General features: G+C 50.2%; 1 protein-coding gene. It reads right to left on the bottom strand.

Features of this window, described 5'->3' with window-relative positions; all coding sequences use genetic code 11:
• Position 1 precedes the first annotated feature (1 nt).
• Positions 2 to 14935 carry an amino acid adenylation domain-containing protein gene (locus ACQE26_RS15185; RefSeq protein ID WP_500469989.1) on the bottom strand — a complete coding sequence of 4978 codons (14934 nt, stop codon included), beginning with the start codon at positions 14933 to 14935 and terminating at the stop codon, positions 2 to 4.
• Between the last annotated feature and the right edge of the window lie 9 nt (positions 14936 to 14944).

Here is a 14944-nt window from a genome sequence, read left to right on the forward strand (position 1 = left end):
GTTAAACCTCCACTTCATAGGTATCCCAGATGTTTGCCGCAGCTTTTTCGTTCGTTTCTTCTTTGCCCTGCGAAATCAGCCGCTTATTTAGTGCAGGCGGTGTTAAAGGATGGCGCTTGATTCGTCGTCCTTCATCTTCCTGCCACGCTTCCACAATGACATGGGCGTTTGTTCCGCCGTCGGCAAAGCAGTTTATTCCTGCCGCCGGTATCGATGACGGCCAGTCTGTCAGAGTGCGGCTGAACTGGAAATTGGCCTTTTCTCTGTCGAAATGTGCAAGTTCATGCTCACCTGATAAAAACGGGATAAAGCTCTTTTCTTTCAGCATGAGCACAACTTTTATGAAACTTGCAATTCCTTCCGCACAAAGCGGGTGCCCGATGTTCGGTTTCACAGATCCGATTCCGAGCGGTCCGCCATCTGTTGTGCGGTAGACGGATTGAATGGCCTTCAGTTCTAACAGATCAGTGACGACCGTACCTGAACCGTTCGCTTCAATATGAGTGATGTCTTCCGGCCGTTTTCCGCTTTTTTCAAGAGCTGTCTTCATGACGGCCTTTTGCGCTTCAAGGCTCGGCGTAGCCGGGCCCGCCGTTCTTCCGTCATTATTGACAGAAGCCGCCTTCACCACGGCATAAATGGAATCTCCGTCTTTCACGGCCTGAGACACGGTTTTTAAAAGAACCATTCCGACACCCTCGCCCAGTACGACTCCATCGGCGCGTTCGTCAAATACATGGAACGACTGCGCTTTACTTAAAATGCCGCGCTGTTCAAACAATTTATGGGTTTCTTCAGATTCAAACAGGCTTACACCGCCGACAACGGCCGCTTTTATTTCTCCTGTTGCAAGGGCGTGAACGGCCATATTCATTCCGACTAAAGCAGAAGAGCAAGCCGTATCGAGGACAACACTCGGGCCGCGCATATCAAAGTATTGAGAGAGGTTTGCGGCCAAATAGTTCTGGCCCAGCGCGACGATCGGATTTTTCGCGTCCAGCAGTTTCTCTTCACCCGGTCTGTGCCGGCTCCGTCCGCCGAGATACACACCAATTGCCTCTCCCTTTATCTCATCCGGCGTATAGCCGGCGTGATACCACAGGTTAAGGCATTCTTCCAGAGCGGCCAAAGCTTGAGGGTCCATTGCCTTCACATCCTCTTCAGCCAGCAGAAAGAAATCCGGGTCAAATTGATGAATTCCATCAAGCATTCCTGCGTAATAAGGCGTCTTCAAACCCCAACGCTCATCCGGGACAGGACGGACGGCCGAACGGCCTTCAGCCAAAAGCGACCAGTATGCTTCTAAGGAAGCCGCTCCCGGAAACCGGCAGGACATGCCGACGACCGCGATATCTTCCCCGTGAATCTGATTTCCGGCCGGCTCTTCTTCCGCCTTAACGGCTTGTGTTTCAATGACCGGCTCAGCCGGTGCCTTCATAACAGACCCCGCCGCCATATCAAACAGATCTGACAACTCTTCTGTATATCCATCGAGAAGCCAATTTGCGAAAGATTGAATCGTCGGATATTCATACAGAATGGATGGGTCAAGCGATGCTGCGAGATTCCGATTGATCCGCTGCAAAAGCTGGGCAAGGATAATGGAGTCCACTCCGTAATCTTGGAATAATACGTCTGTCTCAAGCTGATCCTGGTCAATCCGCAGCTCTTCAGAAAATAATCCTGTCAGCCACTCTTCTGTTTTCTTTGTTAATTGTTCGTTGTCCGCGGCCGAATCAGCTGTTTTTTTCGGTTTTACCGCAGCCGGACTTATCGGCTTATCCTGGCTGCTTTGCCGCATGAACTGCTCCGGTTTCCACAGCTTAGGATTCAAAACGGCCGGCAGCACCGGGCCCCTTGCTGATGTAAGAAGTATGCCGTCAAGAAGCTGTAATCCTTCTGCATTCGTGATGCTGTATAACCCGCTCTCTTTATAAGCTTTGTTCGTTACTTCTCCCATTCCGGTTTCTTTCCAGTTCGGCCACTGAATGCTTACGATCGGCAGCTGCTCTTTGTATGAGTTTGCAAAATAGTCCATATACGCATTAGCCATGGCATAGTCGGCCTGTCCTGCTGAAAGCGCCGGTATCGCAGCTGACACGGAAGAAAACAGGACGAAAAACTTCAGCGGCTCTTCGCTGAGCACACTGTATAGCGCCCGTAGCCCGTCTACTTTCGGCTCAAGCACACGCTGTATATCCTCATCGGTTTTTCTGATGAATGCGAGCGTCTCTTTATCAGTCACACCCGCGCAGTGGATAACCCCGCCGATTGGTCCGAGCGTCTGTTTGATCTGATCCAGTTCTTGTCTCAGTCCGACTTCATCCGCTAATGGGACGGACAATACCTTCACTTGTACACCTTTGGATTCCAAGTCGAGAACAGCTTCAATTTTCGCTTTTATAGAATCCGGCACCTCATTCAGGCCGCCCGTCCACTCATTTCGCGGCGGAAGGGTCTCACGGCCGGTAAGCACCAGTTTTTTCACTCCGTAATGTTCGGCAAAATGGCGTGCGCATAAAAGACCGATCCCCCTCGTGCCCCCGGTAATCAGCAGCGCATGGCTGTGCGAAAAATCAATTCTCCCGCCTTTCATCTCTATGTTTTCTGAGGCTCTCAATACGGCACGGTAACGCACGCCGCCTCTTCGGCAAACTTCCGCATCATCAGCACGGGCATGAAACTCATCGGCAATTTGCTTCGCCAATATGTCGTCCGAAAGCGCTCCTTCAAGATCGAGATGCCTTGATGACAGATGGCTGTATTCGTACGCCAGCATTCTGTACAGACCGGCCCGTTTTGCTCCCATTATTTGATTGGCCTCTTTTTCTATTGACTCAAGGTCTTTTGTGACACAAAGCAGTGTCATCCCTTCTTTATGTCCATGCTCAATCAATTGCTGAAGCCATTGGATAGCGGCCATGTCTTCAGAATCTTCTTTCGCTGCGCCGAGGAGGTCGATGACTCCGTCAAACGCCTGCCAGTCATATTCACCGCTAAAGCCTGATGCGGTGATGATACGGTGATTCGGGATATGCGCTGCGACCTCTTCTGCGAGATTGATTGTATCCCCGCCTGTCAAAATCGCAACGGGGCGTGCACACGGTTCACGCAGTTCGAGCGGGCTCAGCTCCCATTGTTTCGTCAGAATACGTTTGATCCGTTCTTCTATATGGACCTTATTATTTTTGTCACGATTCTCCGGCACCCAATACGTGTCTGTTGCGAACGGATAAGACGGCAGACTGAGTAAACGCGGTGTGCCTTTTTCATACAGCCGGTTCCAATTCAACACGCCGCCTTTCGCCCATACCTCGGCCAGCTTGGCGAATTTTCCTTTTCTGACCCAGGCATCAATGACGATGTCCATATCTTCATCCGCCGTAAACAGAGCAAACGTATCTTTGTTGCGGTGAGACTGGCCGGTATACAGTCCGGCGATGTTTTTCTCATTTTCCGTAAATGCTTCCAGCTTTGTTTCCAATTCCGCCATCGTCGCTGCAAGAATGGCAAGGCGCTCTTCCATTTCGTCTCTTCCGGTTTGCAGCGTATAAGCGACAGCCGCCAAGTCTTGATCTGTGTACTGCGTTTGGCGGATCGCTTTTTGCAGCTGCTGTGCCTGTTCAAACAATTTTTCTTTTGATTTGGCGGACAGAAGGATGATCGCCGGGTTTTCCGGACCGTGCTCAGGCTGAGCGGTTTCTTTCGGGACATACTCTTCAATGACAATGTGGGCGTTGACCCCGCCGATGCCAAATGAGCTGACCCCGGCCCGGCGCGGAATCGCATTTCCGTTTCTATCTTCCGCAGCGGTCCACTCCTGATTTTCCCGCACGATATAGAAAGGACTGTCATCCAGCTGAATGTAAGGATTGATCGTCTCGCAATGAAGGCTTTTCACCAGCGTTTTGTGCTTCATCTGCAAAAGCACTTTCATGACGCCTGATACTCCCGCGGCAAGCTCTAAATGGCCGATATTGCTTTTGACCGAACCGATGCCGCAGCGATGACCGGAGACTTCAGGCTCTTGATTTGCTTTCGCCAGCTCGTGAAACGCCGCTTTCAAACCGTTTATTTCAATCGGATCACCCAATTCCGTTCCTGTACCGTGCGCTTCAATATAAGTGACGGTGCTCGGGTCCACTCCCGCTTTCCGGTATGCTTTCACCAATAAGTCAGCCTGCAGTTTCGGATTCGGCGAGGTTAACGTATTCGCCCGGCCGCCGTGGTTTTCAGCCGTCCCGCGAATTACGCCGTAAATCGGATTTCCGTCCCGTTCGGCATCTGTCAATTTCTTCAGCATCAGAATGCCCGCGCCTTCTCCTCTGACATACCCGTTGGCGTCTTTGGAAAAGGTTTTGCATTTTCCGTCTTTGCTGAGCATGCCTGCTTTGCTGTAGCTGATATGCGCTTCTTCAGTCAAAATCGTGTTGATCCCTCCGGCAATCGCCATGTCGCATTCTCCGTTTTCTATGGCGGATACCGCCCGATGGATCGCCACAAGCGAGCTTGAGCATGCTGTTTCAATCGGCTCGCTCGGCCCGTGAAGATTTAACAGATAACTCAGACGGTTCGGACCTATGGAAGGAATCATGCTGCCTGTCGCCGCATGTCCTTCCGGCGCAAGACCTGCTCTTGTGAACAAATCTTTATAACCGGTATTTCCGGTTCCGATGAAGACGCCTGTATTTGTGCCGGAAAGGCTCTCCGGCTTACAGCCCGCATCTTCTATCGCCCGCCAAGCATAAGTCAATAACAGCCGCTGCTGCGGATCTAAATATTGGGCTTCCCGCGGTGAAATTCCAAAGAACAGCGGATCAAATTCAGCTATTCCGTCGATAAAGCCGCCCCACTTGATATTCGTTTTATTCCCTTCAAGATTCGGGTCGCCATCAAACACTTCCCAATCCCAGCGGTCTTTCGGAATCGTTGTGATAGAATCTTTTCCTTCTTTCAGATTGCGCCAAAATTCCTCTATATCTTTTGCGCCAGGGAATCTGCCGCTGATTCCGACAATCGCAACCGGATCAAAGCGGCGCGGTTCTTTTGTCTCTGCCGCAGCGTGCATTACCGTCGCGAAACGCTTTCTTCTCTGCGTTTTCGGCTTATGGGCTTTTGGCTGCTCTTTTTTCGGCGTCTCTTTCTTCTTTTCGCCGAAACGGCCCGGATGCTCTTTTGCCAAATATCCGGCCAGATCGCTGATCGTCCCGTGCTCAAAGAAAATCGTCGGCGCCAGCTCCAGCTGATACGCTTCATTTAATTGATTTGTAAAGACGGTGAACGTTACGGAATCAAAACCGTATTCACTCAATTCCGTTTCAATCTCAATATCCTCACGTCCGACTTTTAAAATTCCGCTTACCATGTCTGTCAAAGCGGTATGAAGCATCGGAAGAGCTTCCTCTTCATCTTGTTTTTCTTCCGGCTGAGAAGGAAGGCCGGCAGCCTCATCTGTCAAATATTCCGCTAAACTGCGGATCGTACCGTGCTCGAAGAAGATCGTCGGCGCCAGCTCCAGCTGATACGCCTCATTTAATTGATTCGTAAAAACGGTAAATGATACAGAATCAAAGCCGTATTCACTCAGCTCCGTATCGATATCAATCTCGTCTTGGCTGACTTTTAAAATCGAACTGACCATTCGGATAAGTGAATCGTGCCATTTGCCTGATGTAACGGCTGATACAGGCTCTGTCGTCTTCTCCTGCTTCTTGTCAGCTTCAGAAATGGATAGGAACGTCTGTTTTAATTTTGCCTTGTAGCCTTCAGCTGCTAAAACTTGCGGCTTTTCCTGAGCCAGGCCTTCATAGAATGCAGCCAAGCCGGCCGCCTTTTGAAGTGGAACCATGCCGAAAGCTTTTTTCATCATTCTCTCCGTCTCGTCTCCCGCCTGCATGCCGCCATCTTTCCACAGCGTCCAGTTAAAGGCGATCGTTTTTCCGTGCCGCAGGCCATTCTCCGTAAGGGACTGCCTGTAAGCGGCGTACGCATCCATAAACGCGTTGCCGGCGGCATAATCAGCCTGCCCGACATTGCCGAGAACGCCGGAAACACTGGAGAACAATACGAAAAAGTCAAGGCTGCAGTCTTTGCTGGCTTCATCTAAATAAGCGGTGCCGATCACTTTCGGATCCAGCACTTCCCGGAATTCTTCCTTCGTTTTTTGCAGCAGGAAGCGGTCTTGTATCACGCCCGCAGCGTGAATAATTCCGTTAAGCTCCCCGAATTCCGCCGTAATCTCTTTTATCAGCGCCTCATTTTCCTGCCGGTCTGCCGCATTCAGCTTTTTGTACACAACATTTGCGCCCGCATGCCGAAGCATGTCGAGCTCACGCTGTTTAGCTTCCGTCACATTTGAGCGGCCGGCCAGAATGATCTTCGGGTGTTTTACGCGATCAGTGATTTCTTTTGCAAGCATCAAGCCTAAGCTTCCGGCGCCTCCGGTAATCAGGTATACGCCTTCGTCCTTCCAGACGGTGCCGCCACCTGCAGGATGCATTTCCTCCCAGGCCTTCACATACCGTTTTTCTCCTTTATAACGGATGTGTTTATCATGCGGCCGATGACTGTCGTTTTTCAGTTTTTGAGCGACAGCCGGCATTTCGCCGATTGAATCTATTTCGATGAGCTGACAGTCAAGTTTTCCGTATTCCAGCTCGGCTGTTTTTAACAAACCGGTTAACCCCGCAAACAATTGCTGGCTTCCGTCTGCTGAAATAACGGTCTGAATCAGAATGCGGCCCTGCCTTTTTTCGCTTATGATCCGCCGGATGTGTTCAGCGATCATCTGCGCATAGGTTTGGAAGCGTTCAGCGGCTGTTCCGCCCTCACCTTCCGCAATCAGCAGTTCAGCGTCTTTCAGACCGGATGCAGCTTCATTTTTTAGATGGACTGCATCTTCACAAAGAATAATCAAATGCTCATCAGCATGGACAAAAGCTTTCTCGGATGCCGCAGCTTCTTTCCACACCGGTGTAAACAAGACCTTTTCCGAGCCCGATGGCTGAGCCGATTCTGCATCGCCTTCAAGCACTCTCGTAGAGAAGCCTCTCACCTTCACGCAAAGCGCTCCTGTTTCGTCATACAGGTCAATGTCGGCTTTTTGCACGGAATCGCCGGCTTGATATCCTTCGCTGAAGCGTGCATGCGCCCGCATAGTCGGTGTGCATGCTTTGATGACTTCAAGATATTCCAGCGCAAACGGCAGAATCAGCTTTTGTCCGGAAAACTCCTGCATAATGCAGATCGTCGCCGTCTGAATAGCCGAATCAATGATGCTCGGATGAAGCGTAAATTGTCCGTTCGTATGAAAAACAGAATCCGGAAGCTGTATGGCAGAAAGCACTTCTCTTTCACCGATAAAGGCGGACTTAATGCCTTGGAAGGCTTTTCCGTGGAACATTCCCCTGCTCCTGCCTTCCCGATAAAAGGCCGCCGGATCAAGAATGTCCGCTGTGCACCTGCTTTGTATGGCAGAAAGGTCTGCCTCAGGCTCTCGGTCTGCCTTTATGATTTCAGCCCGTCCTTGGCTGTGCAGCACTTCTTCATCGTCAGCGTTTACGCTGTAAATGTCATACGAGATGATGCCGTCTTCTTCAGGAAACAGCGCAATATGGACTTGGCGCTCTTGTTCGTGAACGACGATCGGTTTCATCCAGACCGTATGATGGAGCGTTATTCTGTCTTGATCCTTTAATAAGCCGCCAAGCGCCCGTTTTACCGCTTCATAAGACATTTCCAAATATGCCGCTCCCGGCAGCACCGCTTTTTCTCTGACCACATGATCCTTCAGGAAAAATTCAGAGCCTGTAAACCGTGAGCTGAACCGCTGAACGGCCAAGTCTGACGTATTTTGCTGCACGAGCGGGTGTAAAACTGAGATTCCGGTATGTGCGGCAGATGTTTTCGTTTCAGCTTTTTTCGGCCAGTACGGTTCCTTTGCAAACGGGTAGACCGGCACACTGATCCGCTTCGGATACTTGTCTTTGTAAAGCTTGTGCCAATTGACGGCGACACCTTTACTCCACATTTCACATAGCTTCGAACCTTTTCCTTTCGCAAGCCATTTCTCAATGAGTTCAGCGCTGTCATCATCATCAGAAAGCCAGGCGATGTCTTTTGCCTGCTGTTTTTCTCCCCTGAAGCAGCCTGTTACAGCCGGCTTATCATTGATAAAATCGGCAAGCTGCCGCTTCAGCTCCGCAGCGCCGCTTGTGATAAAGGCCGCACGCTCCTCCATCGCTTCCCTTCCGACTTGGTAAGTGTAGGCAATATCCGCAAGATCGGCGTCCGTTTTTGCATCGAGAAAAGCCAGCAGCCGTTTTGCGTACTCCTTCAGACGGTCTTGTTTTCTGGCAGACAACGGAATAATGTACGGACCTGTCCATTCTGCTGCTTCAGACACCTCGGGATATTCTTCAAAAATCGCATGTGTATTTGTTCCGCCAAGCCCGAAAGAGCTTAAAGCCATGCGGTGCGCTGTGTTCTCGCGGGTTAACTCTTTTTTCCCTTCCGCAACGTAAAACGGAGAGTCTTCTAAATGAAGATGAGGATTCGGCTCTTTGTAATTGATGCTCGGCGCGATTTCCTGATGATATAAGCTCATGACGACCTTGATGCAGCCCGCCATTCCGGCGGCTGTATCTAAATGCCCAAGGTTTGTTTTGACTGAACCGATGCCGCAGTATTGTTTTTTATCTGTGTACCGGCCGTACACAGATTGAAGCGCGGACAGTTCAATCGGGTCGCCGAGTTTTGTTCCCGTGCCGTGCGCTTCGACGTACGCGATCGTTTCAGGATGGATGCCCGTCTGATCAATGACCTTCTGAATGACCTCAGCCTGTCCTTTGACGCTCGGCGCGTAAAATCCGACCTTATCCGCTCCGTCGTTATTGACGCCGATTCCGCGCAGCAGCGCATAAATATGGTCGCCGTCCCTAACGGCATCAGACGCTTTTTTCAAAAGCACGGCACCGGCCCCTTCACCGCCGATCATTCCGTCAGCAGCCGCGTCAAACGCTTTAATATGCCCGTCGCTTGAAAAATTCAGCCCAGGCTGATGAACATACCCGGCACTTGATTCCGTATGAAGGGTCGCACCGCCGACAAGGGCGTATTTGGCTTCGCCGGACTGCAGGCTTTGAAAAGCCGAATGCAGGCCGATTAAAGAAGATGAGCAGTTGGCATGGACAAAATAGCTCGGCCCTTTCAATCCGAGTTTATGAGAAATCATCGTCGGAATCGTCCCGCTTTGGGCAAGCACCCATGACACGTAGCCATCCGGCGTTTCCAGCTGTGCTGTCGTCTCCTCCGGCAGCAGGCTGCGGTAAGAGTTGGCGCTTGCAGACATATACACGCTTGTTTCCGGAATGTCTGTTGAGACATATCCCGCATCCTCAATCGCCTTCCATGAATGGAGCAAAAGCATTCTCAGCTGAGGATCCATATATTCCGCATCTTTCGGTGAAAAGCCGAAGAAACCCGGATCAAACATTTCTTTTCCTTCTAAAACTGCTTTAGCCGGAACAAAGGCGGGATGATCAGCCAGCTCTTCGGAAACACCGAAACGGCGGAGCTCCTCTTTTGAAAAGAAGGTGATGCTTTCTTTGCCTTCTTTGATGTTATTCCAAAACTCATAATGGTCTTTCGCTCCCGGAAACTCACAGGATATACCGATAACCGCGACGCTTTCTTCATAATAATCGGGAAATTTTCCCGGCAGGTTTTTGCGGTTTTCTGCATTCACTTTCTTTTCTGATACAGATGCAAAAACGTCTTCTGGCGGTTTTTGTTCAGCGATATACCGGCTGATGTCTTTTACCGTCGCGTATTCAAACAGCTCCGTCACACTGAAATCACAATCCAATTCCCGCGTCATCCGGTCAGTGACAGTCACGGCAAGGAGCGAATCCCCTCCCGCATCAAAAAAGCGGTCATCAAGCGCTATGTCACTGCTTTTTAATACGTCCTGCCAAATCGCAAGCACCGCCTGCTGAATATGAGATGAAGAGTATGTTTTTGTTTCAGGCTTTTTCTCTGTTAGATCGCGCCCTGCAAGAAGCTTGCGGTCAACTTTTCCGTTCGGCGTAAGCGGCAGCTCTTCAAGACGGATAAAGGAAGCTGGCGCCATATAGGCCGGCAGCGCTTGTTTCAAATGCCTGCGCAATTCCTTTGAAGACGGAAGCGGCTCTCCGTTTTTCAGGATATAAAATGCGCAAAGCTTTTCATTTCCGGAGTGATTGTTTACAACAACGACGCTTTCCTGTACGGCCGGATGGGCATTCAGCCGGCTCTCAATATCTCCGGGTTCAATCCGGTAGCCGCGGATTTTGACTTGGCTGTCCATCCGCCCCATGTATTCAATGCGGCCGCCGGGAAGAAACCGCGCCATATCGCCTGTTTTATAAAGCTTTGATCCCTGTTCCAGACGGTGGCTGACGAAGGCTTTGTCCGTCAGCTCAGGCTTGTTGAAATACCCTCTTGCCAATCCGTCTCCCGCAATACAAAGCTCTCCCGGCACCCCTTCTAAAACAGGGTTGAGGTTGGAATCCATCATATACACACGGGTATTGGCGATCGGGCGCCCGATCGTAAGCGCGCTCTCATTTTCCGTTATACGCTGCACCGCGGACCAGATTGTCGTCTCTGTCGGCCCGAACATGTTCCAAGCCTCACTTTTCGTATCGAGAAACTGCTGTTTCAATTGCTCGCTAAGCGCCTCACCGCCGCAAAGGATTTTCACTTTTTCTTCATTTGTCCATCCGGAATGAAAGAGCATTTTCCACGTAAACGGCGTCGCCTGCATGATCGTCGGTTTGTACTCTTTAATCAGTTCTTTCAGCTTTCGTGCATCTTTTGTGACTTCTGTCTTACAGATATGGCATTCCGCACCTGTGATTAAGGGAAGGTACAGCTCCAATGCCGCGATGTCAAAGCAATATGTCGTGACGGCAAGCAGTTTATCTTCGGACGAAAGCCCCGGTTCATGCGCCATCGAGATCAAGAAATTGGTCAGCGCCCGATGCGGAATCATGACACCTTTCGGTTTGCCCGAGCTGCCCGATGTGTAAATGACATACGCCAGGTCTTCAGGCGTCACCAGCCGTTTCAGCGCCATTCTTTCCCCCGCGGTCTCTTCAATATCAGACCAATCACGGTCAATGGCTGCTGTCTGCACGCCTCCCCAGTTCAAAGAGTGCTCTAAATCAGCTGTCGTCAGACACATTGAGATCCTGCTGTCAGCAATCATATATTCCAATCTGTCAGCGGGGTAAGAAGGATCAAGCGGCACATACGCTCCCCCGGCTTTTAAAATGCCGAGAAGGCCGACAGCCATATGCAATGAACGATCTGTATAAATGCCGATGAGATCATCAGGCCCCGCGCCGTGCGCCTGCAAATAGAGCGCCAGTTTCGTGCTTTTTTCATCAAGTTCACGGTACGTCAGTTTTTGCTGTTCATATACAACCGCACAGGCATCAGGCGTTTCTGCCGCCTGACGTTCGAATAATTCATGGAAGCAGGCATCCGGATACTCACGGCTTGTCTCATTCCAAGTCTTAAAAATCTTTTGCTCCTCTCTTTTTGTCATGAGAGAAACATTCTCAAGCGGCATATCCGCGTTTGCCGTCAAAGATTCTGCTGCCTGTACAAATTGGTTAAAAAGTCTGACTGCCCCTGCTTCATCAAATAATTCAGTGCTGTATTTAATCGTAAGATCCATGCCTGATGCTTCTTCCCACATTTCAAATACAAGATCATATTCCCCTTCCTGATGAATGCCTTTTACAAACTCACAGGAGAATTCCTTATATTCATCAAGCATCGCTTGGTAGCTTGAATGCTGCAGAAAATTTTGATAGAAAAAAGCATTAGTGAAAATAGGCGAACCGTTCTGCCGAGGTGTCGCATGAACATCACGCACCATTTTCGGAAACGGATAAAATGAGTGATCAAGTCCATCCAAAACCGCATCCTGCACCTTTTGAACAAAGTCAGCAAATGTTTCTTTCCGTCCGGCTCTGCTCCGTATGGGAAGCATGTTGAGGAAATGGCCGATCACCCCGTCAAAGCGTTCTTCCGGTCTGACCATTGCAGGCATGCCTGTCACAATATCTTCCTTATCCGTATACTTGCTTAAAAGCACTATGTAGCAGCTCAGCAAGACGGTGGACAAATGAATCGAACGCGATGCGGCAAATGCCGTGACATTTTTCAGCAGCCGTTCGGGAAGACGGCGTGTCAGCGTATCTTCTGTAAACGCCGGAGCACCGCTGTCCGTGCGCATCGGCGGAAGCTGAAGATCGGGCAGGTCGCCTCCGAGCTGTTCCATCCAGTAAGCGCGGTCTTTCTTGCTTTCCTCACTTGCTAAGTACCTCTTTTCCCAAACCGCGTAATCGGAATGTACGGAAGCACCAGCTGTAAATTCTTCTCCCTGCAGCAGCGCCTGATAGTGATCCAGCAGACTGTGAATAAATGTAATGGATGAAATGCCGTCAAACACGATATGGTGAATGACCGTCAAAAGATAATGTTCCGAGACGGATTTTGAAAGCAGCTGCACACGCAGCAAAGGCCCGCCTTCTTTGACAAACGGCTCTTTCACTTTTTTTCGTATCAGAGCGGGTATTTGTGATTCATTTACGTCAGAAATATCTTCTTCCGAAAATACAAAAGGATCTGCCGCTTCTATGAAATAAAACCCGCCGTCTGTTTCCTTTACGGCGCTTTTGAGTATCGGGTGCTGTTTTAATACAAGCTGAAACGCCTGTTTCAGTTTCTTTTTGTCGATTTCTGATGTGAATCGGAAACAGAGCGGGACATGGTATGCAGCCGTTTCAGGCGACATTTTCTGCAATGTCCACAGCCCTTTTTGCACTTCTGAAAGCGCTGGCGCCGTTTGCTTGCTCTCCCGTTCTGCCGGCGGCCCGGCTTTTGCCGGGTGATGGTCAGCTGACATGCTTGCCGCTTTTTCAGCAGTATAAGCGGCTAAAGCGCCAATCGTCGGGTTTTGGTGCAGCTCTCTTGCCGTCAGCCGGATATGATACGTTTTTTCGATTGATCTGGCGAGTTTCATCATCTTAATCGAATTGACGCCAAGACTTTGAAGCGGTGTATTTGAATCAACAAGTTCATCCGCGATGGAAAGTTCCTCTTTCAGAAAGCGGATAAAATCCCGTTCAATTTCTTTCTCTATAGAAGCTGATTCCGAAGTGCCGTCTTCTTGCCCGTTATTATGTAATGAAGCAAATTGCCCTTGTTCGAATGAATGTTTCAGCTGGGTGCGCTGAATTTTTCCGATCGCCGTCTTAGGAATGTCTTCTTTCGCAACCGGAAGCAGATAGTCAGGGGTGACGCCGATTCGCTGTGTCACATGCTGGTGAATGTGATGAAGCAGCTTCGTCCGGCGGCTCTCATCCAATGGAACAGATGTCACAAAGAAAATCGCCAGCTCATCTGTCGTGCTTTGATTCGGCCGGACGGCGCATGCCGCTGTATATGACGTTTCGATTTCCGGCAATTCCTCAACGGCTGATTCAATGGCGTGGCTGTAATAATTCACACCGTTGATAATGATGGCATCTTTCGTGCGGCCCGTTATCGTCAGACGGCCTTCCCGCAGAAATCCGAGATCTCCCGTTTCAAACCAGCCGTCTTCTGTAAAGACAGTCTCATTTAAGTCCGGCCGCTCATAATATCCGCTTGTCACAGTCAGACCCGACACTTGGAAGCGGCCGATTTCTCCTTCTTCCACCACCTGATTGCGGTCATCCGCAATTCTCATATTAAACCCCGGAATCGGCAGACCGATCTCCACGAAGCGGTCGTCATCACTCGTGTTTTCCAGCGTGAATTCATCTGAGAAAATAACCCCTGAAGACGTTTCAGACATTCCCCATGCGGGACGGATGGCATTAGCCGGCAGACCGTGCGGCTCTAAAAGCTCCATAATTCTGCGTCCGACTTTCGCAACCGCAGCCTCCCCTCCGTTCAGCATATAACGCATGGAGGATAAGTCCCATTTCCGCGTTTGAATCTCTTCTGCGAAATCGGCGAGGAGTCCGAAGGCGAAATTGGGCGCCCACGTGACCGAAGCACGGTAATGATCAATCAGATCGAGCCATTTTAAAGGGTCCATCAAAATGGATTCACTCGGTATGTTGATTTCTTCACACCCGAGATAAACATCACGCAGATGAAGCATTCCGATGCCGCCGACATGGTCAAAAGGCATCCAGTTAAACGTGACATCCTCACTTGTATAGCCTTGCATTTGAATATTTCCTTTGACCATGCAGACGATGTTTTCATGACTGAGCATCACGGCTTTCGGCGTGCCCGTGCTTCCCGAGGTCAACAGCAGCATCGCCAGATCTTCCGGACGGGGATAATGGCAGTCTGTATCCATTTCATGCGCCGAAAGATCTTCTGCCGCCAAAGCGCAGAACCCGGATAGCTCCTGATCCTTCGCCCATTCAGTCATCTCCGTCAGCACTTCACGGCTTGTGATGACATAAGGCTGATTCAAAAGCGTCCAAGCGTCTTTCAGTTTTTGCGTCCCGCTGTTCATTTCCGTATAAGCCGGAGCGGCCGCAAGCGGAACCGGGATCGCTCCTAAAAAAACACAGCCCCAAAAGGCAGGAATCAGCTGAGAATTGTCACTGAGCTGTAAAATGACTTCATCATGGGCTTTCACGCCTGATTGGCGGAGTCCTTTCACAATCGAAAGAGCGATCTTTTTCAAACCGCTGTAAGTCTGATACACTTCGGTGCCGTCAGGCTGTATATATGTGATGCCCTTTTGATCATTCGCTGCCGCGGCGGTTTTATGCAGGACTTCAGGAATCGTCATCGGCTGATCCGCTGAAAGCCGCAATGATTTTCCATAGCTGACAGATGGCTTGAGTAACCCGCTTGCCTTCATATCACTTTTCATAGAGCTGCC

The sequence above is a fragment of the Bacillus sp. 5RYD7K genome (genome assembly GCF_059831465.1).

What these genes read in the sequence shown, in the direction of transcription:
- ACQE26_RS15185 (WP_500469989.1), bottom strand. Translation starts at nt 14,935, where the DNA reads ATGAAAAGTGATATGAAGGCAAGCGGGTTACTCAAGCCATCTGTCAGC.